Below are 23,775 nucleotides of genomic sequence, written 5' to 3' on the forward strand. Positions count from 1 at the left end.
GCGCCCGGCGCGCAGGAGTGGGTCAACCGAAGGGGACGGTCACGTGTTCACCCGTGTCGCCATCGTCAACCGTGGTGAGGCCGCGATGCGGCTCATCCACGCGGTCCGGGAACTGGCCGCGGAGACCGGCAGCCGGATCGAGACCGTCGCGCTGTACACCGACGTCGACCGTACCGCCACCTTCGTCCGGGAGGCGGACGTCGCCTACGACCTGGGGCCCGCGTCCGCCCGCCCGTACCTCGACCTGAAGACCCTGGAGCGCGCGCTGGTCGAGACCGGCGCGGACGCCGCGTGGGTGGGCTGGGGTTTCGTGGCCGAGGATCCGGCGTTCGCCGAGCTGTGCGAGAAGGTCGGCGTGACGTTCGTCGGGCCCAGCCCGGACGCCATGCGCAAGCTCGGCGACAAGATCGGCGCGAAGCTGATCGCCGAGGAGGTCGGCGTGCCGGTCGCGCCGTGGAGCCGCGGCGCGGTGGAGAGCCTGGACGACGCGCTGCGCGCGGCCGCCTCGATCGGCTACCCGCTGATGCTCAAGGCGACAGCAGGTGGCGGCGGGCGCGGCATCCGGGTGATCCGCAGCGACGCCGAGCTGGCCGACGCCTACGAGCGCACCAGCCAGGAGGCGGCGCGGGCGTTCGGCAGCGGCGTGGTCTTCCTGGAGCGCCTGGTCACCGGCGCCCGCCACGTCGAGGTCCAGGTCATCGCCGACGGTCAGGGCACCGCGTGGGCACTCGGCGTACGGGACTGCTCGGTGCAACGGCGCAACCAGAAGGTGATCGAGGAGTCCGCGTCGCCGGTGCTGAGCCCGGAGCAGACCGCGGAGCTGAAGGCGTCGGCGGAGCGGCTGGCGGTCGCGGTCGGGTACCGGGGCGCGGCCACCGTCGAGTTCCTCTACCACCCGGGCGACCGGCTGTTCGCGTTCCTGGAGGTCAACACCCGCCTTCAGGTCGAGCACCCGATCACCGAGTCGACCACCGGGTTCGACCTGGTCAAGGCGCAGCTGCACGTGGCCGGCGGCGGCCGCCTCACCGGTGAGCCGCCGGTCGAGCGCGGGCACGCGATCGAGGCGCGGCTCAACGCCGAGGACCCGGACCGTGACTTCGCGCCCTCCCCCGGCCGGATCACCCGGCTGGATCTGCCCGCCGGACCGGGCATCCGGGTCGACACCGGGGTCAGCGAGGGCGACACCATCCCGGCCGACTTCGACTCCATGATCGCGAAGATCATCGCGTACGGCCGGGACCGGGACGAGGCGCTGGGCCGGCTGCGCCGGGCGATGGCGAACACCACTGTGGTCATCGCCGGTGGCGCGACGAACAAGAGCTTCGTGCTCGACCTGCTCGACCAGCCCGAGGTGATCGACGCCAGCGCCGACACCGGCTGGATCGACCGGGTACGCGGCGAGGGCCGCCTAGTCGCGCACCGGCACTCCGCCGTGGCGCTGGCCGCTGCCGCGATCGAGGCGTACGAGGAGGACGAGACCGCCGAACGGCAGCGGCTGCTGTCCACCGCGGCCGGTGGACGCCCGCAGGTGCAGCACCGCAGCGGCCGGCCGCTGGACCTGAAGCTGCGCGGCGTGACCTACCGGATGCGGGTCGCCCGGGTCGGTGCGCACCGGTTCCGGGTCGGTGTCGAGGCCGGTGGCGACGTGCGCACCGCGGATGTCGAGCTGGACCGCTTCGACCGGCACACCGGCCAGATCGCCGTCAACGGCGCCCGGTTCCGCCTGCTCACCGACACCCACGGCCCGGTCCACCTGGTCGAGGTGGACGGCGTGACGCACCGGATCAGCCGCGACGAGGGCGGCGTGCTGCGCTCCCCCATGCCGGCGCTGGTGGTCGCCACGCCGCTCGCCGTCGGTGCGGAGGTCGAGGCCGGCGCGCCGGTGCTGGTGCTGGAGGCGATGAAGATGGAGACGGTGCTGCGGGCGCCGTTCCGGGCCCGCCTCAAGGAGTCGTCGGTGGCGGTCGGCACCCAGGTCGAGGCCGGTGCGCCGCTGCTGCGCCTGGAGCCGATCGCCGAGGAGGGCGCCGAGGCGGCCGCCGGCCCGGCCGGACCGGCTGTCGAGCTGGACCTGCCCACGGCGCCCGCGGACGTGCCGGCGCGGTCCCGGGCCGAGCGCGGCCAGGAGGACCTGTGCGCGCTGTTGCTCGGCTACGACGTGGACCCGCACGACGAGCGGCGGGTGCTCGACGACTACCTGGACGCGCGGCGGGCGGCCACCGAGGCCGGGCACCGGCCGCTGGCCGAGGAACTGGAACTGGTGAACGTCTTCGCCGACCTGGCAGAGCTGAGCCGTAACCGGCCCGGCGGCGACGACGGGCCGGGCGGGCACGTGCACAGTGCCCGCGAGTACTTCCACACCTACCTGCAGAGCCTCGACGTCGAGCGGGCCGGTTCGCCGGACTCGTTCCGGGCCCGCCTGGCGAAGGCGCTCGCCCACTACGGCGTCACCGAGCTGGACCGCTCCCCCGAGCTGGAGGCCGCGGTCTTCCGGATCTTCCTGGCCCAGCAGCGGGCCGCCGCGGACGCCACGGTGATCGCCGCGCTGCTGCGTTCCTGGCTGCGCGAGCCGCCGCCGGACGAGGCGCTGCGCGAGCCGGCCGGCCTCGCGCTGGAGCGGCTCGTCGCGGCCACCCAGGTCCGCTTCCCGGTGGTCGCCGACCTGGCCCGGGGCGTGGTGTTCGCCTGGTTCGCCCAGCCGCTGCTGCGCCGCAACCGGGCCCGGGTCTACGCCCAGGTCCGCACCCACCTGCGGCACCTCGACGCCCAGCCGGACGCGCCGGACCGCGCCGAGCGGATCGCCGAGATGGTGCGCAGCACCGAGCCGCTGGTCCGGCTGCTCGGCCAGCGCCTGGTCCGCAACGACGTGGACAACGCGGCCATGCTGGAGGTGCTGACCCGCCGCTACTACGGCAACAAGGCGCTCACCGAGGTGCGCACCCGCACCGCCGGTGGCTGCACGTTCGTGGTGGCCGGGCGGGACGGGTCGAGCGTGGTCTCGGCCGCCGTCCGGTTCGACGCGCTCGGCGACGCGCTGCGCGGGCTGGCCGAGGTGGCCCGGGACTGCGAGGCCGTCGACGCGGACGTCTACCTGGCCTGGGAGAACCAGCCCGACGACCTGGACGCCACCGCCGCCGCCCTGCTGGAGGTGGTGAACGCGCACCCGCTGCCGCAGCAGGTGCGCCGCCTCACCACCACCGTCGCCGGGCGCGCGGGCGCGGTGATGCACCATCACGTCACGTTCCGCCCCGCCGAGGGCGGCGGGATGGCCGAGGAGCGCCTGATCCGCGGCCTGCACCCGTACATCGCGCAGCGGATGCAGCTGGAACGGCTGCGCGAGTTCGACCTGACCCGGCTGCCGTCGCTGGACGAGGAGGTCTACCTGTTCCAGGCGGTCGCCCGGCAGAACCCGTCCGACCAGCGGCTGGTCGCGTTCGCGCAGGTGCGTGACCTGACCGAGCTGCGGGAACAGGACGGCCGGCTGGTGGCGCTGCCGACCACCGAGGACACCGTGGCGGCATGCATCGACTCGATCCGCCGGGCGCAGTCGCGGCGGCCGTCGAAGTCGCGGTTCCCGACCAACCGGATCGTCGTCTACGTGTGGCCGCCGAGCGAGCTGACCCGCGAGGAGATGGAGCTGATCGCCGGGCGGGTACGCCCGACCACTGTGGGCGCCGAGCTGGAGGAGATCCTGTTCATCGCGCGGCAGCGCGACCGGCGTACCGGCGAGCTGACCAAGGTCGGCGTGCGGATCACCTTCGACGTGAGCGGGCACGCGCAGCTGACGGTGGGCGAGCCGCCGGCCGAGCCGGTCGAGCCGCTTGACGACTACCGGCTGAAGGTGCTGCGCGCGGCCGGCCGCAACACGGTCTACCCGTACGAGCTGACCGGTCTGCTCGGTGACTTCGTCGAGCACGACCTGGACGCCGGCCACCAGCTGGTGCCGGTGGACCGGCCGAAGGGCCGCAACACCGCGGCGATCGTGGCCGGCGTGGTGACCACCCCGACGCCGCGGCACCCGCAGGGCGTGACCCGGGTGGTGCTGCTCGGCGACCCGACCAAGTCGCTGGGCGCGCTGTCCGAGCCGGAGTGCCGGCGGGTGATCGCCGCGCTGGACCTGGCGCAGCGGATGGGCGTGCCGCTGGAGTGGTACGCGCTGTCCGCCGGCGCCCGGATCTCGATGACCTCCGGCACCGAGAACATGGACTGGGTGGCCGCGGCGCTCAAGCGCATCGTCGAGTTCACCCAGGACGGCGGTGAGATCAACATCGTGGTGGCGGGCATCAACGTCGGCGCGCAGCCGTACTGGAACGCCGAGGCGACGATGCTCATGCACACCAAGGGCGTGCTGGTCATGACGCCGGACTCGGCGATGGTGCTCACCGGCAAGCAGTCGCTCGACTTCTCCGGCGGCGTCTCCGCCGAGGACAACTTCGGCATCGGCGGCTACGACCGGGTGATGGGGCCGAACGGACAGGCGCAGTACTGGGCGCCGGACCTGCCGGCCGCGCGGGACGTACTGATGGCGCACTACGACCACACGTACGTCGCGCCGGGCGAGGAGGCGCCGCGCCGGGCCGTCACGATGGACCCGGTGGACCGGGACATCTGCGGCTACCCGCACGCGGTGGCCGGCAGCGACTTCGCCACGGTGGGCGAGATCTTCTCCGCCACCGCCAACCCGGACCGCAAGAAGCCGTTCGACATCCGTACGGTGATGCGGGCCCTCGCCGACCAGGACCACCCGGTGCTGGAGCGGTGGGCCGGCATGGCCGACGCGGAGACCGCTGTGGTGCAGGACGTACACCTCGGCGGCATCCCGGTGTGCCTGCTCGGCATCGAGTCCCGCTCGGTGCCCCGGCACGGCTTCCCGCCCACCGACGGCCCGGACACGTACACCGCCGGCACGCTGTTCCCGCGCTCGTCGAAGAAGGCCGCGCGGGCGATCAACGCGGCCAGCGGCAACCGGCCGCTTGTCGTGCTCGCCAACCTGTCCGGCTTCGACGGCTCACCCGAGTCGATGCGCAAGCTGCAACTGGAGTACGGCGCGGAGATCGGCCGGGCGATCGTCAACTTCCGCGGCCCGATCGTGTTCTGCGTGATCTCGCGCTACCACGGCGGCGCGTTCGTGGTCTTCTCCAAGGCGCTCAACCCGGACATGACGGTGCTGGCGATCGAGGGGTCGTTCGCCTCGGTGCTCGGTGGCGCGCCCGCCGCCGCCGTGGTGTTCGCCGGCGAGGTCGCCGCCCGCACCGCCGCCGACGCGCGGGTACGCGACCTGGAGGCGAAGGTCGCCGCCGCGGCCGGCACCGAGCGGGCGACGCTCACCGCCGAGCTGGACGAGCTGCGCTCGTCGGTGCGGGCGGAGAAGCTGGGCGAGGTGGCCGCCGAGTTCGACCGGGTGCACAGCATCCAGCGCGCGGTCGAGGTCGGCTCGGTCGACGCGGTGATCCGCGCCGCCGAGCTGCGTCCCCGCGTCATCGAGGCGATCGAGGCGCGTCTGCGCTGACACGTCGCACCGCCGGACGGCGGGTGGGCCTTCGGGTCCGCCCGCCGTTTCGCGTGCGCCGGTAGTTGACGGACCGTCAGTCGCATGGTGTGCTCAATCGGTAATGGAAACCGTATTCGTTAGCGATGACGGAGGACCCATGTCGCTCACCGTTCCGCCCGCCCTGCTGCACGCCGCCGAGACCGGTCCCGTGAACGAGGAGGAGTTCGTCGCCTGCGTCCGCGACTCCCTGCCGTACGCCTGGGAGACGGTCAGCCGGGTCGCATCCGACCTGGCCGCGTCCGACGCCGAGTTCGCCGACAACGTGGTGCCGCCGCCGGGCGACGCCGAGCGCGGGCAACTCCTGCGCGCACTCGCCAGCGACGCGATCCGCGCCGGCCTGGAACGGCACTTCGGGGTGACGCTGGCGTTCCAGAACTGCCACCGGGTGGCAGCGTTCCGCCCCGGCGCGGCCGGCTCCGAGGCGTACCGCCGGTTCACCTCCAGCCGGGGCCAGTTGCTCAACCAGTCACCGACGCTGCGCAACTGCTGACGGTGGCCCGCCGCGGGCGGGTCACCGCCCGCGGCCGGCTCACGCGGCGCAGCGGTCGCAGGTGCCGAAGATCTCCAGGGTGTGCCCGACGTCGGTGAAGCCGTGCTGCGCGGCGACCTGGTCGGCCCACCGCTCCACGGCCGGGCCGGCCACCTCCACGGCCCGGCCGCAACGGCGGCAGACCAGGTGGTGGTGATGGCGGCTCTGGCTGCACCGCCGGTAGAGGTGCTCGCCGCCGGGTAGCCGCGCCGAGTCGATCTCGCCGTTGTCGACGAGCATCTGCAGCGTCCGGTACACCGTGGTGAGGCCGACCTTCGCCTGCCGCTGGACGAGCATCTGGTGCAGCTGCTGCGCGCTGTGGAAGCCGTCCAGCTCCCGCAGCAGCGCGAGCACCTCGGCGCGCTGGCGGGTGTTGCGGGTCGCCCCGGTCGTCACCTGGCTCACCGTCGCCTCCCTCGTCCGGGCACCCGCCCGGCACCCTCGTCCGGCCGCGGCCGTGCCCGGCGCGCCACTGACACCCGGAACCATTATGCCTTCCGGGCGCACCGCCGATCCCCGGTCGGCGACGGTCCGCCGGGCGGGGTGTGACGTGATCGACCACCCGGGCCGGAACTATCCGGCGTACCGCGCCGACAAACGGTACGAACACCGGATCTTCGAGGGGACGACGTCATGCCCAGCACCACCAGCCGCCGCTTCCTGCGCCCGGCGGCCCTGATCGGCGCCGCCGTGCTCGCCGCGTCGGTCACCGCCTGCGGGTCCTCGGACACGCCGTCCGCCGCCACGCCGTCCTCGGCTTCGGCGTCGGCCTCGGCCCCGGCGAGCGCGGCGGCGGGCGTGCTCACCGTCCGCGACCCCTGGGTGAAGGCCGCCGACAAGGGCATGACCGCCGCGTTCGCCACGCTCGCCAACGACGGCGACACCGACGTCACGATCACCGGGGTGACCACCGACGTCTCCCGGGCCGAGATCCACGAGATGGCCATGACCGACGGCAAGATGGCGATGCGACAGAAGCAGGGCGGCGTCGTGGTCGCTGCCCGCTCCCAGGCCGCCCTGGAGCCCGGCGGCGACCACCTGATGCTGATGGACCTGACCCGCCCGGTGCGCCCCGGCGACCAGCTCGACATCACGCTCACCTTCGCCGACGGCCGGACCCAGACGTTCACCGCGGTGGCGAAGCCGTTCACCGGCGCCCAGGAGTCCTACGCACCCGGCCACGGTGAATCCCCGATGCCGGAAATGAGCATGAGCCCGGCGTCATGAGCGACAGTCCCGCCACGCCCCGCCGGGTGAGCCGGCGTGGCCTGCTCACCGGCGGCGCGATGGCCGCCGGGGGCGCGCTGGCCGGCGCCGGCGCCCTCACCGCCGTCCGTTCCGGCACTGCCGGGGTACGCCCCGACGACGCCGTCCCGGTGGCCCAGGTCGGCAGCGCGGTCGAGCCGTTCCACGGCACCAGGCAGTCCGGGGTCACCACCGACCCGCAGGCGCACGCCGCGTTCGTCGCGTTCACGCTGCGCCCCGGCACCGACCGGGCCGCGCTCGGGCGGATGCTGCGGCTGCTCTCCGACGACGCGGCCCGGCTCACCCAGGGCCGCCCGGCGCTGGCCGACACCGAGCCGGAACTGAGCGTCCTGCCGGCCCGGCTGACAGTCACGTTCGGCTTCGGTCCCGGGCTCTACGCCGCCGCCGGGCTCGACGATCGGCGGCCCACCTCGGTGGCCGACCTGCCCGCGTTCGGCATCGACCGGCTGCAACCCCGCTGGTCCGGCGGGGACCTGCTGCTGCAGATCTGCGCCGACGACCCGCTCACAGTCGCCCACGCCCAGCGGGTCCTGGTCAAGGACAGCCGTCCGTTCGCCGTCGTCCGCTGGGTGCAGCAGGGCTTCCGCCGGGCCGCCGGCGCCGAGCCCGGGCGTACCCAGCGCAACCTGTTCGGGCAGCTCGACGGCACCGCCAACCCGAAGCCCGGCAGCCCGGCGGACACCGCGGTGTGGGTGACCGACGGACCGGACTGGCTGCGCGACTCGACCACGCTCGTGGTGCGGCGGATCAGCATGAACCTGGAGACCTGGGATCTGCTGGGCCGCGCCGACCGGGAACTCGCCGTGGGGCGGCGCCTCGACACCGGCGCGCCGCTGACCGGCCGGGCCGAACACGACGAGCCCGACTTCGCCGCGCTCGGCCCCGACGGGCTCACCGTCATCCCCGACTTCTCGCACCTGACCCGGGCCCGCGTCACCGACGACCGGCAGAAGATCCTGCGCCGGCCGTACAACTACGACGGCGTGCCGACGCCCGAGGGCGACGCGGACAGCGGGCTGGTCTTCGCCTCGTACCAGGCCGACATCGCCGCTCAGTTCCTGCCCATCCAACGCCGGCTCGCCGAGCGCGACCTGCTCAACGAGTGGACCACCCCGATCGGCTCCGCCGTGTTCGCCGTACCGCCCGGCTGCCCCGAGGGCGGCTGGATCGGCCGGCAACTGCTCGGCTGACCAGCACAGGAAGGCGCGTCATGCGTACCCGTTCCGTCACCGCGCTGCTCGCCGCGGTCTTCACCGCCCTGCTGCTGGTTCCGGCCACACCGGCGGCGGCGCACAACTCGCTCCAGGAGGCCACGCCGGCGCGCGACGCCCGGCTCACCGCCGCGCCGACGCAGGTCACGCTGCGGTTCATGCAGGGACTGAACCCCTCCTTCACCACGATCACGGTCAGCGATGCCGGTCAGCGCAAGGTCCCCACCTCCGCACCGGCGGTGAACGGTGCCACCGGCACCGTGACGATCGACGAGCCGCTGGGCAACGGCACCTACACGGTCGCGTACCGGGTGGTGTCCCGCGACGGCCACCCGGTCCAGGGGTCGTACCGCTTCACCGTGGCCGACCCGGCCGCGCCCGCACCGTCGGCTCCCGCGTCGTCGCCGGCTCCCGCATCGTCGCCGGCTGCCGCGTCGACCGGCGTGGACGCCGCGGGCGGGCCGGACGCCTCGGGCGCGCGGCCCGGCGACGACGGCCCGCCGGTCGCGCTGCTTGCGGGTGGGGCGGCCGCCGGTCTGCTCGTGGTCGCCGGAATCGTGCTGCTGATCGCGCGCCGGGTGCGCGCTCACCGCACTGACCACTGACGGCGAGAGGGCCGCGCGCGCCTCAGCGGGCGGGCGGCGGGCCGACGCTGCGGCGCGGCACCAGCGTCGGCGCGATCGTCTGCCGCAGCGGCCCGACGGTCTGGGACTCGATCTGTGCCAGGAGCAGGTCCAGGCTCGCCGCGGCGACAGCGCCGAAGTCCGGCCGGACGGTGGTCAGCGGCGGGATGAAGTATGCCGCCTCGGGCACGTCGTCGAACCCGACCACGCTGATGTCGTCGGGGACGCGGCGGCCGTGCTCGTGCAGCGCCCGCAGCACGCCCAGCGCCAGGTGGTCGTTGGCGGTGAAGACGGCGGTGACCTCCGGCATCCGGGCCAGCATCTGGCCACACCGGTAGCCCGCCGCAGCCGACCAGTCGGCATGGACCAGCGGCGGGATCTCGGCGCCGGCCAGCCGCAGCGCCTCACGCCACCCCTCGATCCGGCCGGCGCTGTCGAACCAGTCCGACGGCCCGGACACGTGCCACACCGTGCGGTGCCCGGCGGCCAGGAGGTGCTCGGTGGCGGCCCGGGCGCCGGCGACCTGGTCGACGGTGACAAGCGGGATCGGCCGCCGCGGGTCGCCGTCGACAGTCACCAGCGGCACGTCCTGGGGCAGCCGTTCCAGCGCCTCCCCGGCGGACTCGACCGGCGCGATCACCACGATGCCGGCGACCCGGTGCGCCAGGTGCCGTTCCACGGCGGCCGAGATGGAGCGGTGGTCGAGGTCGCGGACGCTGCCGACGCTCACCGCGAAGCCGGCCTCGGCGGCGGTCTGCTCCAGCGCCGCGAGCAGCGACGCCGGGCCGTAGAGCGTGGTGTTCTGCGCGACCACGCCGATCACCTGGGACCGGCCGGTCACCAACGCGCGGGCCGCGCGGTTGGGCCGGTAGCCGAGTTCGGTGATGGCGGCCTGCACCCGCAGCCGGGTCTGCTCACGCACGTTGGGATGCCCGTTGAGAACCCGGGAGACCGTCTGGTGCGATACCCCGGCGAGGCGGGCCACGTCCGTCATCGCAGGACCGCGCACGGCCACCTCACTTTCGCCACTGCCCGCGGCCACACCCGGTCGATCTCGACCGGACCGTCCCGGGTGGCGACAGTCTACGCCAGCGGTCCCATCGGTATCGGCACCGTCGATCGCCCGTTCCCACAGTGGCGCGGCGATAACGGGGAATCGGCAGGCGGCTCATTCCCTTCCGTTACGCAGGGCACGAACAGGCAGCTCGGAGCGGGTGGAATTGCGCCCGGGGTGCGGCATTTCCGGCGATTGCCGGAGCCGCACCCCGGGTTGTCGAAGATGTGTCAACGGCCGCGAATGGTGACCGTTGTCACGGTGTCGTCAGCGAGAACTGCCGCACCGTCACCGCGCCGCCAAGGGATTGGGTGGCGTAGTTGAAGAAGCCGAACCGGTAGCCCATGAAGAACTGCCACGCGTTGTTGAGCGTCAGCGCGTTGCCCAGCGACACGAAGTTCACCCCGTCGGTGCTGTAGGAGAACCGCGCCTGCCGCCCGGAGCCGGGCCGGATGTCGGCGTTGGCCCGCAACCAGATCCGCCCGCCGGACACCGCCGCGCCGGCGATCTCCGTCCCGGTGCTCGTGGTGTTCCAGTTCGAGCCCATGGTCAGACCGTTCGTCATCACCACCCGGGTCGCGCCGTTGTCCCGCCGTACGCCGATCCAGGCCGAACTGTCCCGCAGCATCGCCAGGCCGGCCCGGTCACCGTCGCGCATGGTCGAGTAGTCCAGCTCGATGGTGCCGGTCGAGGTCGGCCCCTGGATGCGGTGGGTGAGCGTGTTGCGGGCCCGGTACAGGTCGTTCGTGACGGTGGCGGTCTGCAACCGCAGGCCGTTGTTCACCGACCACCTGCTGTTGTCCGGGTTGTGGTTCCACTCGTACTGCACGCCGAGCGTGGTGCCGGAGAACGTGTCGGTGCCGGTGAGCGGCTTGACCGGACGGGTCGGCAGCGGGTTGGGGTAGCTCGCGCCCCAGGCCCCGTTGACGGTCTGCAGCTGCGGCCAGCCGTCGGAGGTCCAGGTGATCGGCGCCAGCGTCGGCATCCGGCCGCCCGGGTACGCGTCGGTGAACGCCATGTAGTACCAGGCGCCGGTCTGCGTCTGCACCAGCCCGCCCTGGTGCGGTACGCCGCCACCGGAGATCGGGCCGGGCAGGTTCAGCAGCACCTGCCGCTGCTCGTACGGGCCGAACGGGCCGTTCGTGGACTTCAGCACGTACTGGCCGTTGGCCGGCCGGGTCAGCCAGATGTAGTACGCGCCGTTGCGCTTGTAGAAGCGCGCCCCCTCCAGCGTGCCGATGCTCGACGGCGTCTGGTAGACCTGCTGGGCCCGGACCTGGCTGCGCCCGTCGGCGGACAGCTGGGCCACGCTGATCGTGCCGTTGCCGTACGCGACGTACATGGTGTCGTTGTCGTCGATCAGCATGCCGGCGTCGTAGTAGCAGTTGGGGATGGTGCTCAGGCGGCTCCACGCCCCGTCCACGGCGGTGGCGGTGTAGATGTGGGTCTGCGCGAAGTCGATGCACCCGGCCCAGTAGAACGTGCGGTTGCTCGGCCGGTAGTTCAGCGTCGACGCCCAGATGCCGTCCACGTACGCCTGCTCGCTCGCGCTCAGGTCGTACTTGGTGCCGAACTCCAGCCGCGGCACCGAGTGCCCGGCGAACTCCCAGTTCACCAGGTCCCAGGAGCGCAGCACCGGGGCGCCCGGCGAGTAGTGCATGGTGGAGGCGGACATGTAGTAGACGTCGCCGACCCGAATGATGTCGACGTCGGCGAAGTCCTGCCAGACGGCCGGGTTGGTGAAGTTGCCGCTCGGCGTGCCCGGGTCACCCGGGTTGCCGCCGACCCGCACCAGCTGCCACTGCTGGTTCGCGCCGTTCCAGTCGTCGTACTGCACGATGTTGCCGCCGTCCGCGGTGGAGGCGTTCTGCACTTCCATCACCTTGTTCGAGTTCCGGTTGATCAGCCGGACGTACCCGCCGTCGGAGTCGGCCAGCCGGAACTGCTGGTTGGTGCCGCCGTGGTCGGTCCACTGGACCACCGCCGCGCCGTTGGCGGTGGACGCGCCGGTCACGTCCAGCACCTTGCCGGAGTGCCGGGACCGCAGCCGGTAGTAGCCGCCGCCGGAGTCCACGAACTGCCACTGCTGCCAGGCACCGTCGTTGCGCGTCCACTGGGTGATCCGCGCCCCGTCGTTGGTGGCCTGGTTGTACAGGTCCAGCGCCTTGCCGCTGTTGCGGTTCACCAGCACGTAGTACGCGCTGGTGTCCACAGTGGCCGCCGAGACGGGCGCGGGCACGGCGCCCACCACCACGCCACCGACAAGCAGCGCCACCACCCCGGCCATCAGCCGGGACAAGCGCCCACGTCCACGGGACAGTCGAGCCGTCACCATGATCCTCCTTCGTCGACCGGAGCCCGGGCACGGCGGCACGCGCCGACGACGTCGGCGTTATCGCTAACAGCGATGCCCACCCAGGCGGGAGTCGGATCCCTGGCAACTGCGGCGCAGATCGCGCCCGGAACGGCCCGCGAGCGGTGCCGGTGACCCTATCCATCGACTGTGAGCGATAACATGTCGTTCGTCAAGCCGTAACGAGGGGCACCGCCGCGCGGGCCGGCACGATCGGCCGGCGAGGGCTCAGAAGCCCCGGGCGAGCCGGTAGTACGCCTGGTTCCAGCGCAGTTCGTCGGCGAAGCGGTGCGGACGCGTCTCGGCGTCGATGACCACCAGCTCGGTGCGGGCCATCGCGGCCAGGTCGCGCAGCTCCTCCACGCCGACAGCCTGGGACAGCACGGTGTGGTGCGGCGCGCCCGCGGTGATCCACGCCTCCGCCGAGCCGGCCAGGTCGGGCTGCGGACGCCAGACAGCGCGGGCCACCGGCAGCCGGCGCAGCGGGTGCGGCGGCGGCACCACGTCCACCGCGTTGGCGACCAGCCGGAACCGCTCCCCCATGTCCGCCATGCCCAGCACCACGGCCGGGCCGGGCGCGGCATCGAAGACCAGGCGTACCGGGTCCTCCCGGCCGCCGATGCTCAGCGGGTGCACCTCCGCGCTCGGCACGTCGGCGGCGATGCTCGGGCACACCTCCAGCATGTGCGCGCCGAGGATCAGCTCCTGGCCGAACGTCAGGTCGTAGGTGTAGTCCTCCATGAAGGAGGTGCCGCCCGGCACGCCGACGGCCATCGCCTTGAGCGTGTGCACCAGCACCGAGGTCTTCCAGTCCCCCTCGCCGCCGAAGCCGTAGCCCTCGGCCATCAGGCGCTGCACCGCGATCCCGGGGAGCTGGCGCAGCCCGCCGAGGTCCTCGAAGTTCGTGGTGAACGCCCGGAACCCGCCGGCGTCGAGGAACGCGCGCAGGCCCAGCTCCTGGCGCGCCGCGTACCGCAGCGAGTCGTGCCGGTCCCCGCCGGGCCGCAGCTCGGCGGCGACGCGGTAGGTGTCGTCGTACTCCTTGACCAGGTCGTCGACCTGGGCGTCGGGCACCTGGTCGACGGCGGCCACCAAATCGTTGACGCCGTAGGTGTTGACCGAGACGCCGAAGCGCAGCTCCGCCTCGACCTTGTCCCCCTCGGTGACCGCGACGTCGCGCATGTTGTCACCGAAGCGGGCCAGCCGCAGCGTCCGCACCGCGGACCAGCCGATCGCGGCGCGGGCCCAGGCCGCGACCCGCCCGACGACCCGCGGGTCGGTGACGTGCCCGGCGACGGTCTTGCGGGCCACCCCGAGCCGGGTCTGGATGAACCCGAACTCCCGGTCGCCGTGCGCGGCCTGGTTGAGGTTCATGAAGTCCATGTCGATGTCGTCCCACGGCAGCGCCACGTTCGCCTGCGTGTGCAGGTGCAGCAGCGGCGTGCGCAGCGCGTCCAGCCCGGAGATCCACATCTTGGCCGGGGAGAACGTGTGCATCCAGGCGATCACCCCGACCGCGCCCTGCGTGGCCGCGTCCCGGCAGGCGGCGAGGATGTCCGCGCTGGAGGTGAGGACCGGCTTCCAGACCACGCGTACGGGGATGTCCGGCGACTCGTCCAGGCGCGCGGCGATCTGCCGGGACTGCTCGGCGACCTGCCGCAGGGTGTCCTCGCCGTAGAGGCCCTGGCTGCCGGTGAGGAACCAGACCTCGGGCTGGGGGTGAGTTGCCATGTTGTTGCCTTCCGCGCTAGGAACCGTCACTTGAACCGGATGCCGATGAGGCGCTGGAGGAGGATGAACGCGAACAGCAGGCCGCCGATCACGATCTTGGTCCACCAGGAGTTGAGGCTGCCGTCGAACGTGATCAGCGTCTGGATCACGCCCAGCACCAGCACGCCGAGCACGGTGCCGAAGACATATCCGGAGCCGCCGGTGAGCACGGTGCCGCCGATCACCACGGCGGCGATCACGTCGAGCTCCATCCCGACGGCGATCAGCGGCGCGCCGGACAGCGTGTAGAACGACAGCAGGATGCCGCCGATGGCCGAGCAGAGCCCGCTGATCGTGTAGACGGCGATCCGGGTCCGCGCCACCGGCAGGCCCATCAGCAGCGCCGACTGCGCGTTGCCGCCGACCGCGTACACGTTGCGGCCGAACCGGGTGTACGCCAGCACGTACGCCGCGATCAGCACCACGGCGAACGCGATCAGCACGCTGATCGACACGAAGTTACCGGCCGGGTCGCCGATGCGCTGCTGCGACATCGAGGTCCAGAAGCCGTCGGTGATGGAGATCGAGGCGTCGCTGATGAACGTGCACATGCCCCGGGCGAAGAACATCCCGGCGAGTGTCACGATGAACGGCTGGATCTCGAAGAAGTGGATCGCGCAGCCCATCAGGAAACCGAGCGTCGGGCCGATCAGCAGCGCGATCACCAGCACCAGGGCGGCGGGCAGGCCGTCGCGCAGCAGCGACGCCGACACCATCGCGGTCATCGCCACCACCGAGCCGACGGACAGGTCGATGCCGCCGGTGAGGATCACGAACGTCATACCGACCGCGACGACGAGCAGGAAGCCGTTGTCGATGAAGACGTTGAAGACGACCTGGACGTTGGAGAAGGCGCGGTACTGGGACACGCCGATGCCGTACATGACCAGCAGCAGGGCGAGCGTGGCCAGCACCGGGACGTGCCGCCGGGGCAGGCTGGGCCGCCACGACCGGCCGGTGGTCAACGACGTGCTGCTCATGCCGGCACCTGCTCCTTCTCCCGCTGCGGTGCCGCCGGGCCGGGTTCGGCCCCGCGCCGTCGCCGGCGCAGCCGGGCCCGGAACGCCGGGGCCTGCACGAGGCAGACGGCGATGACGACGACGGCCTTGAACAGCAGCGACGTCTGCGGCGAGATGTTCATCGCGTACACGGTGGTGGTCAGGGTCTGGATGATCAGCGCGCCGAGCACGGTGCCGCCGAGGGAGAACCGGCCGCCGGCCAGCGACGTGCCGCCGATGACGACGGCCAGGATCGCGTCGAGCTCGATCCACAGGCCGGCGGCGTTGCCGTCGGCGCTGGAGACGTTCGCGGTGACCATGAAACCGGCGAGCGCGGCACAGGCGGCGCTGATCACGTAGACGAGGAAGACGATGCGCCGCGACCGGATGCCGGCGAGTCGGCTGGCCTCGGCGTTGCCACCGACCGACTCGACGATCAGGCCGAGCGCGGTGCGGCGGGTGAACGCGGCCACGAGCAGCGCGGCGGCGAGCGCGATCAGGATGGCCAGCGGCAGCGTCAGGAAGTGCCCGAGCCCGATCGCCCGGTACGGACCGGAGTTGATGGTGATGATCTGGCCCTCGGTGACCAGCTGGGCGATGCCCCGCCCGGCCACCATGAGGATCAGCGTGGCGATGATCGGCTGAATGCCGATGACCGCCACGAGTATCCCGTTCCAGGCGCCGAGCACGAGCGCGGCGCCGAAGGCCAGTGCGAGCGCGGTGGCCACCGTGGCCGGGCTGTTCTGGTCGGCCGCCCCGCTGATGTGCAGGCAGGCGATCGCGCCGCTGATCGCGCAGAGCGAGCCGACCGACAGGTCGATGCCGCCGGTGGCGATGACGAGCGTCATCCCGAGCGCCACCAGGATCAGCGGCGCGCTCAGCCGGAGGATGTCGATCGGCGTGCCGTACAGGTGGCCGTTCTTGACCTCGACGGCGAGGAAGCCGGGACGGTAGACGGTGTTCGCGGCGATCATGACCACGAGTACGAGTGCCGGCCAGAACAGGCGGTGGCCGGTCAGCGGGCGGAGGCGGTCGGCGACGGCGGTCACGGGGTCACCTCCTCCCGGGGCGTTCCACTGGCGATGGTGCGCATGACGCGGTCGGCGTCGAGCGTGTCGTCGTTGTCGAGCTGGGCGACCATCTCGCGGTCGCGCATCACCGCGACCCGGTGGCTCAGGCGCAGCACCTCCTCCAGCTCGGCGGAGATGAACAGCACCGCCATGCCGCCGTCGGAGAGCTGCACCACCAGCTTCTGGATCTCGGCCTTGGCACCGACGTCGATGCCACGGGTCGGCTCGTCCAGGATCAGCAGGCGCGGCTCGGTGATCAGCCAGCGGGCCAGCAGCACCTTCTGCTGGTTGCCGCCGGAGAGGTTGCGCACCGGCAGCTCCGGGTTGGCCGGGCGGATGCTCAGCGCCTCGACGTACCTGCGGACCAGCTCGTCCTGGCGGCGGCGCGGAATCGGACGCAGCCAGCCACGCGCGGCCTGCATCGCCAGGATCATGTTCTCCCGGACGGTGAGTTCCGGGACGATGCCCTCGGCCCGGCGGTTCTCCGAGCAGAACCCGACGCCCTGACCGATGGCCTGGATCGGGTTGCGGACCGGAGCCCGGCCGCCGTCGAGCCGGACCTGGCCGTGGTCGGCCCGGTCCGCGCCGAAGATCAGCCGCGCCACCTCGGTCCGGCCGGAGCCGAGCAGGCCGGCCAGGCCGACCACCTCGCCGGCGTGGATGCGCAGGCTGAACGGGGCGACCGCGCCGCGCCGGCCGAGTTCGGCGGCGTCCACGAGCGGCGCCGCGCCGCCGGCCTCGACGGTGGCGCGCTTCTGCTGCTCGTCGAGCCGCTCCAGCACGTCCAGCTCCTGCCCGATCATCTTCTCGACCAGGCTGAACTGCGGCAGCTCCTCGGTGCGGTACTCCCCCACCAGCGTGCCGTTGCGCAGCACCGTGATCCGGTCCGCGATGCCGTAGACCTGGTCGAGGAAGTGGGTGACGAACAGGATCGCGATCCCCTCGTCACGCAGCTGCCGCATGATCCGGAACAGCTGCGCGACCTCGCCGGCGTCCAGGCTGGACGTCGGTTCGTCCAGGATCAGCACCCGGGCCCGCACGTCGATCGCCCGGGCGATGGCGACCATCTGCTGCACCGCCAGCGAGTACGAGCCGAGCGGCGCGGAGACGTCGAGGTCGAGGTCGAGCCGGGCCAGCAGGTCGCGGGCCCGGCGGCGCATCTCGCCCCAGCGCACCGCGCCGAACCGGCGGGGCTCCCGGCCGATGAAGACGTTCTCCGCCACCGACAGGTTGGTGCAGAGGTTGACCTCCTGGTACACGGTGCTGACACCGGCCGCGGCGGCCTGCATCGGACCGGAGAACGAGACCTGCTCGCCGTCGAGCGTGACGACGCCCGCGTCGGTCCCGTAGACGCCGGTCAACACCTTGATCAGGGTGGACTTGCCGGCGCCGTTCTCGCCCATCAGGGCGTGGACCTCGCCCGGGAACAGCCGGAAGTCGACGTCGTGCAGCGCGCGGACCCCGGGGAAGGTCTTGCTGATGCCGGTCATGGTCAGGACCGGACGGTTACCCGTCATCCCATCGGACCTCTTCTTCGACGGTGGTGGTACGGGGGCCGCCGTCGGTTGCGACGGCGACCCCCGGGTGACTCAGTACTTGCGGTTGGGCAGTGCCTCCTTGGCCTGCTCCTGGGTGAACGTGGTCTCCTCGGTCTCGATCCGGGCGGGCACGTCCTCGCCGGCCTTGACCTTCTTGACCAGGTCCATCAGCTGCGGGCCGAGCAGCGGGCTGCACTCCGCGATGAAGTTGAACTTGCCGTCCGCGAGGGCCTGCATGCCGTCCTTCACCGCGTCGACGGTGATGATGGTGATGTCCTTGCCGGGCGTCTTGCCGGCCGCGGTGATCGCCTCGAGCGCGCCCAGGCCCATGTCGTCGTTGTGCGCGAAGAGCACGTCGATCTTCGGGTTGGCCTTGAGGAACTGCTCCATCACCTGCTTGCCGCCGGCGCGGGTGAAGTCACCGGTCTGCGAGGCGACGATCTTCAGGTTGGGGTTGGCGGCGATCGCCTCGGCGAAGCCCTTCTTCCGGTCGTTTGCCGGCGCCGAGCCGGTCGTGCCCTGCAGCTCGACGATGTTGACCGGGCCGGACGCCGACTTCTTCTGCTCCACCAGCCACTCGCCGGCGAGGCGGCCCTCCTTGACGAAGTCCGAGCCGAGGAACGTCTTGTAGAGCGACTTGTCGGCCGAGTCGACGGCGCGGTCGGTCAGGATCACCGGGATCTTGGCGTCCTTGGCCTCCTTGAGCACGGTGTCCCAGCCGGACTCCACCACCGGCGAGAAGGCGATCACGTCGACCTTCTGCTGGATGAAGTTGCGGATCGCCTTGATCTGGTTCTCCTGCTTCTGCTGGGCGTCGTCGAACTTCAGCTCGATGCCCGCCTCGGCCGCCGCCTCCTTGATCGAGGTGGTGTTGGCGGTGCGCCAGCCACTCTCGGCGCCCACCTGGGAGAAGCCCAGGACGATCTTGTCGTTGCCGTCGCCGGAACCGCCGCCGGTGTCGCTGTTGCCGCACGCGGCCATGCTGGCGGCGAGCAGCACGCCGGCGAACGCCGCGATGACCGTGCGTGCCGTGCTCCTGCTTCTCATCGATTCTCCTCCGGGGTTGGATGTTCCGGGCACACGGCCGGCGGGAGCCGGAGCGGCCCGGGTGTGGTGGTGGGGGGGTGCGCGGCGCGGTCCGAGGTCAGTGCGCCGGCGGGCGTTGGCCGTACACGTTCTGGTAGCGGTCGTAGAGCGAGTCGATGTCGGCCGGCGCGATCGGCACGGGCTGCCCGAGCGCGCGGGCCAGGTGTGCGGTACGGGCGACGTCCTCGCACATCACCGCGGCCTTGACCGCCGCCCGGGCGTCCTTGCCGATGGTGAAGACGCCGTGGTTGCGCATGAGCACCGCGGGTGAACGGTGGCCGGACAGCGTGCTGACGATGCCCTTACCGATGTCGTCGCCGCCGATCAGCGCGAACGGCCCGATCGGGATCTCCCCGCCGAACTCGTCGGCCTGCGCGGTCAGCCAGCACGGGATCGCCTCGCCGCGGGCCGCCCAGGCGGTGGCGTACCCGCTGTGCGTGTGCACGACGCCGCCGACCTCGGGCATCGCGCGGTAGACGTAGGCGTGCGCGGCGGTGTCGCTGGACGGGGCGCCGTCGCCGTCGACGACGGTGCCGTTGAGGTCGCAGACCACCATGGCCGCCGCGGTCAGGTCGTCGTAGTCGACGCCGCTGGGCTTGATGACCATCAGGTCCTGACCGGGTACGCGGGCCGACACGTTGCCGGCCGTCCAGGCGACCAGGTCGTAGCGGGTCAGTTCGCGGTGCAGGCGCGCCACCGTCTCGCGCAGCGCGTCGACCTGGCTGTTCATCCGACCACCTCCAGGGTCGCGGCGGCGCGGTCCGCGGCGGCGTCGACCGCCGCGTTGCGGATCGCCCGCAGGCGGAGCATGACGTCGTTCGCGCCGCGGCCGAAGTGGTCGTGCAACGCGCGGTACTCGGCGTACAGGGCGTCGTAGGCCCGGACGTTCTCCGGTACGGGCCGGTAAACGGCCTCGTCGATGCGCCCCATCACGGCGGACGCCTCGTGGATCGTCGGGTACGCACCGGCGGCCACCGCCGCGTGGATGGCCGAGCCGAGCGCCGGGCCCTGGGCGGAACCGATGATGCTCAGCGGCCGGTTCGTCACGTCGGCGTAGATCTGCATGAGCAGCCGGTTGGAGGTGAGCCCACCGGCCACCACCAGATCGTCGACCGGCACACCGGCCTGCGCGAACGCCTCGACGATCATCCGGGTGCCGTACGCCGTGGACTCCAGCAGCGCACGGTAGACGTCCGGCGGCCGGGTGGCGAGCGTCAGCCCGACGATCATCCCGCTCAGGTCGTGGTTGACCAGCAGGGACCGGTTGCCGTTCCACCAGTCCAGCGCCACCAGGCCATGCGCGCCGACCGGCTGGGCGGCGGCGGCCTCGGTGAGCCGCTCGTGCGAGTCGAACCCGGCCGGGGCGGCGTGCCGCACGAACCAGCCGAAGATGTCCCCCACGCCGCTCTGCCCGGCCTCGAAGCCCCAGGCGCCGGGGCTGATGCCGCCGTCGACCACGCCGCACATGCCCGGCACCTCGGCCGGGTGGGTGCCGTTGAGGACGTGGCAGGTGGAGGTGCCCATGATGGCGACCAGCCGGCCGGGCCGCAGCGCCTGGGCCGACGCGGCGGTGACGTGGGCGTCGACGTTGCCGGCCGCGACCGCGATGCCCTCGGGCAGCCCGGTCCAGGCGGCGGCGCGGGCGCTGAGCGTGCCGGCCCGCGCGCCCAGCGGCAGCAGCGGACCGTCCAGCTTGGTCACGAAGTCGGCGAAGCCGGGGTCGAGCGCGGCCAGGTAGTCCGCCGACGGGTAGCGGCCGTCCTGCCGGATGCCCTTGTAGCCGGCCGTGCAGACGTTGCGCGTCTCGGCGCCGCAGAGCTGCCACACGATCCAGTCGGCGGCCTCGATGAACCGCTCGGCCCGCCGGTAGACCTCCGGGTCCTCCTCCAGGATCTGCAGGCCCTTGGCGAACTGCCACTCCGCGGAGATCTTGCCGCCGTAACGGCCGAGCCACGGCTCGCCGCGCTCGGCCGCCAACGCGTTGATCCGGTCGGCGTGCGGCTGCGCGGCGTGGTGCTTCCAGAGCTTCACCCAGGCGTGCGGGCGGTCGCGCAGTTGCGGGATCTCGCACAGCGGCGTGCCGTCGGCGAGCGTCGGGAGCACGGTGCAGGCGGTGAAGTCGGTGCCGATGCCCACCACCCGGGACGGGTCCACGCCGGCTTCGGCGAGCGCGGCCGGCACCGCGTGGCGCAGCACGTCGCGGTAGTCGTCCGGGTCCTGGAGGGCCCAGTCCGGGGGCAGCGCCGGGCCGCCGTCGGGAAGCGCGGTCTCGATGACCCCGCGCCGGTACTCGTGCACCGCCGTACCGAGTTCGGCGCCGTCACGGACCCGGACCACGAGCGCCCGCCCGGACAGTGTGCCGAAATCGACCCCGATCACGTACCGATCCGACGCGTCCACTTCGCTCATTTGCACCTCCGCCGTGTCACGGGGTTAGTGTTAGCGCTCACATATACATCCGTCAAGACACCTCCGGGCAACAGCTGCGTAACGAGCAGCGACACTCGGAACCGACGTCCGCCGCCCCGCGCGGACCGGCCCCGCCGCCGGCCGGGAGATCCACGCCAACGGTGCGGCCAAGCCGCGGGCCGACGCCCTGTTAACGACAACAACCGATGGAACTTCCGGAAATTCTCTCGGCGCTCCGGCCGCCCCGGGCCCCGGCGTCCAGACGCCGCCGCCGAGCCGCTCAGAGGGCCACTCAGCGGCTCTTTTTCTCGCCGCGACGCCCGCGGAGAACGGTCGCCGAGGGCCGCCCGCAGGCCGCCAGCCTATTTACAGTGTTTGATGTCAGCGATAACATTTCGCCATCCCCACATGTGGCGCCGCTGTCCGGGAAACCCCGGCGCCGCAGCCGGGCGGCGACGGACGGCGACCCCGTCGACCGCCGGAACCCCACCACCCACGAGCGCCCGCCGGCACCGACCGGCCGCTGGAACTGCCGTGCCGCGTCCGTCCCCGTGGACCACGGGCGACGCCGTGCGACCGGCGGGCCGCTCCCTTCCGGGCACCGCCACGGACGGCGCCCGGCCACCGAGGAGGACCCAGTGCGCAGATGGACCCGACGGACGCTCGCCGTCCTGGGCGTCGCGGCGGTGGCACTCGCCGCGACAGTCACCGACCAGGCCGTGGCACCGCATCCCGCCCGGGCGCTGGACAACGGCGTCGCCCGTACCCCGCCGATGGGGTGGAACACCTGGAACACCTTCGGCTGCAACATCAACGAGACCCTCATCCGCCAGACCGCCGACGCGATGGTCAGCAACGGCCTGCGCGACCTCGGCTACAAGTACGTCGTCGTGGACGACTGCTGGTTCGACCCCAACCGGGACGCGCAGGGCAACCTCCAGGCGCACCCGCAGCGGTTCCCCAGCGGGATGAAGTCGCTCGGTGACTACCTGCACGCCCGGGGCCTGCTGTTCGGCATCTACCAGGTGCCGCTGGACAAGACCTGCGCCCAGGTCGGCGGCACGTTCCCCGGCGCCACCGGCAGCCTCAACCACGAGTACCAGGACGCGCGGCAGTTCGCCGCCTGGGGCGTGGACTACCTCAAGTACGACTGGTGCTCCGGCACCGGCACCATCAACGACCAGGTGGCGCGGTTCGGCATCATGCGCGACGCGCTGGCCTCCACCGGCCGGCCGATCGTCTACAGCATCAACCCCAACAGCTACCACGCCAAGACCGGGCCGCTGCGCAACTGGAGCGACGTGGCGAACCTCTGGCGAACCACCGAGGACATCACCAACGCGTGGAACACCGGCCAGGCCAACGGCTACCCGATGGGCATCCAGAACATCGTCGACGTCACGGTGCCGCTGGCCGGATACGCCGCGCCCGGCGGGTTCAACGACCCGGACATGCTCGAGGTGGGCAACGGTGGCATGAACGACACCGAGATGCGCAGCCACTTCGCGCTCTGGTCCATGCTGGCCGCGCCGCTGATGATGGGCAACGACGTGCGCTCGGCGAGCGCGGCCACCCTGGCGATCCTGCGCAACGCGAACCTGGTCGCGATCAACCAGGACACGCTCGGCCGTCAGGCGGTCCAGGTCTCCTTCGACGGCACGCGGCGGGTGCTGGCCAAGCCGCTGGCAAACGGCGACGTGGCGGTTGCGCTGTTCAACCAGGGCGGCTCGACCACCACCGTCTCCACCACGGCGGCGGCCGTGGGCAAGAGCGGCAACTCGTTCACGCTGCGCGACGCGTGGACCGACGCCACCTCCACCAGCACCGGCACGATCTCCGCCAGCGTGCCCGCGCACGGCACCGTGGTCTACCGGGTCAGCGGGGGCGGCACCACCACCCCGCCGCCGGTCCCGACCACGTTCCGGCTGCGCAGCGAGTCGTCCGGCCGGTGCCTCGACGTGGACAACGCCGGCACCGCGAACGGCACCGGGACGCTGATCTGGGACTGCCACAACAACGCCAACCAGCAGTTCACCGCCAACGGGCAGGCGTTGCAGGTGCTCGGCAAGTGCCTGGACGTGCCGACGAACGCGACGGCCGGCACCCGGGTGCAGATCTGGGACTGCAACGGCGGCACCAACCAGCAGTGGACCGTCAACGGCAACGGCACGGTGAGCAACGGGCGCTTCCCGTCGCTGTGCCTGGACGTCGACAACGCGGGCACCGCCAACGGCACCCGGGTGATCGTCTGGACCTGCCACGGCAACGCCAACCAACGGTGGAGCCGGGCGTGAGCGGCTACGGCCGGTGAACGGCG

16 protein-coding genes are annotated in these 23,775 nt (G+C 72.2%); 6 read left to right on the top strand and 10 right to left on the bottom strand.

Going from position 1 to position 23,775, the window contains the following annotated elements:
• Positions 1-43 precede the first annotated feature (43 nt).
• Positions 44-5,509, top strand: a complete 5,466-nt coding sequence (locus tag O7611_RS16365; protein ID WP_269697170.1) for an ATP-binding protein — start codon at positions 44-46, stop codon at positions 5,507-5,509.
• A 139-nt stretch (positions 5,510-5,648) separates the two neighbouring features.
• Positions 5,649-6,041, top strand: a complete 393-nt coding sequence (locus tag O7611_RS16370; protein WP_194799100.1) for an SCO5389 family protein — start codon at positions 5,649-5,651, stop codon at positions 6,039-6,041.
• A 39-nt stretch (positions 6,042-6,080) separates the two neighbouring features.
• Here the strand turns inward: O7611_RS16370 and O7611_RS16375 are convergent, their stop codons facing one another.
• Complete coding sequence (locus O7611_RS16375; protein ID WP_194799099.1) at positions 6,081-6,485, bottom strand: Fur family transcriptional regulator; 405 nt, start codon at positions 6,483-6,485, stop codon at positions 6,081-6,083.
• 228 nt (positions 6,486-6,713) lie between these two features.
• Between O7611_RS16375 and O7611_RS16380 the strand changes: the two genes are divergently transcribed.
• The 3 genes from O7611_RS16380 to O7611_RS16390 are packed head-to-tail and all read left to right on the top strand — an operon-like array spanning position 6,714 to position 9,162.
• Positions 6,714-7,307 carry a copper chaperone PCu(A)C gene (locus O7611_RS16380; RefSeq protein ID WP_194799098.1) on the top strand — a complete coding sequence of 198 codons (594 nt, stop codon included), beginning with the start codon at positions 6,714-6,716 and terminating at the stop codon, positions 7,305-7,307.
• Positions 7,304-8,536, top strand: a complete 1,233-nt coding sequence (locus O7611_RS16385) for a Dyp-type peroxidase (RefSeq protein ID WP_194799097.1) — start codon at positions 7,304-7,306, stop codon at positions 8,534-8,536. Before O7611_RS16380 ends, O7611_RS16385 begins: the two co-directional genes overlap by 4 nt.
• Positions 8,537-8,556: 20 nt before the next feature.
• The gene (locus O7611_RS16390) at positions 8,557-9,162 is read left to right on the top strand and encodes a copper resistance CopC family protein (RefSeq protein WP_194799096.1); all 606 of its coding nucleotides are present in this window, start codon (positions 8,557-8,559) and stop codon (positions 9,160-9,162) included.
• Between the two features lie 22 nt (positions 9,163-9,184).
• On the opposite strand, the gene O7611_RS16395 is transcribed toward O7611_RS16390, so the two are convergent.
• The 9 genes from O7611_RS16395 to araB form a co-directional block, all read right to left on the bottom strand.
• Positions 9,185-10,174 (bottom strand): LacI family DNA-binding transcriptional regulator, encoded by a 990-nt coding sequence (locus tag O7611_RS16395; RefSeq protein ID WP_194799095.1) that lies wholly within the window; start codon positions 10,172-10,174, stop codon positions 9,185-9,187.
• Between the two features lie 316 nt (positions 10,175-10,490).
• Positions 10,491-12,569 carry an RICIN domain-containing protein gene (locus tag O7611_RS16400; RefSeq protein WP_370584840.1) on the bottom strand — a complete coding sequence of 693 codons (2,079 nt, stop codon included), beginning with the start codon at positions 12,567-12,569 and terminating at the stop codon, positions 10,491-10,493.
• Positions 12,570-12,815: 246 nt separating this feature from the next.
• On the bottom strand, positions 12,816-14,318 hold the full coding sequence (gene araA, locus O7611_RS16405; protein ID WP_194799094.1) for an L-arabinose isomerase: 1,503 nt from the start codon (positions 14,316-14,318) through the stop codon (positions 12,816-12,818).
• Between the two features lie 26 nt (positions 14,319-14,344).
• Complete coding sequence (yjfF, locus tag O7611_RS16410; protein ID WP_128137185.1) at positions 14,345-15,337, bottom strand: galactofuranose ABC transporter, permease protein YjfF; 993 nt, start codon at positions 15,335-15,337, stop codon at positions 14,345-14,347.
• The gene (locus O7611_RS16415; protein WP_194799093.1) at positions 15,334-16,404 is read right to left on the bottom strand and encodes an ABC transporter permease; all 1,071 of its coding nucleotides are present in this window, start codon (positions 16,402-16,404) and stop codon (positions 15,334-15,336) included. The genes yjfF and O7611_RS16415 overlap by 4 nt, the downstream gene beginning before the upstream one ends.
• A complete protein-coding gene (locus O7611_RS16420) occupies positions 16,401-17,942 on the bottom strand; it encodes a sugar ABC transporter ATP-binding protein (protein WP_194799092.1) in 1,542 nt (513 codons plus the stop codon). The genes O7611_RS16415 and O7611_RS16420 overlap by 4 nt, the downstream gene beginning before the upstream one ends.
• 72 nt (positions 17,943-18,014) lie before the next feature.
• Positions 18,015-19,010, bottom strand: coding sequence for an ABC transporter substrate-binding protein (locus tag O7611_RS16425; protein ID WP_194799091.1), 996 nt, complete (start codon positions 19,008-19,010; stop codon positions 18,015-18,017).
• Between the two features lie 97 nt (positions 19,011-19,107).
• Entirely contained in the window at positions 19,108-19,779 is a 672-nt protein-coding gene (locus O7611_RS16430) for an L-ribulose-5-phosphate 4-epimerase (protein WP_269697171.1), read from the bottom strand.
• Positions 19,776-21,458, bottom strand: coding sequence for a ribulokinase (gene araB, locus O7611_RS16435; RefSeq protein ID WP_194799089.1), 1,683 nt, complete (start codon positions 21,456-21,458; stop codon positions 19,776-19,778). Before araB ends, O7611_RS16430 begins: the two co-directional genes overlap by 4 nt.
• Positions 21,459-22,096: 638 nt before the next feature.
• Here araB and O7611_RS16440 point away from each other — a divergent pair.
• Positions 22,097-23,752: a glycoside hydrolase family 27 protein gene (locus tag O7611_RS16440; protein WP_194799088.1), complete on the top strand. Its 1,656-nt coding sequence runs from the start codon at positions 22,097-22,099 to the stop codon at positions 23,750-23,752.
• Positions 23,753-23,775 lie beyond the last annotated feature (23 nt).

This window comes from Micromonospora sp. WMMC273 (assembly GCF_027460285.1).
GTDB classification, from domain to species: Bacteria; Actinomycetota; Actinomycetes; order Mycobacteriales; family Micromonosporaceae; genus Micromonospora; species Micromonospora aurantiaca.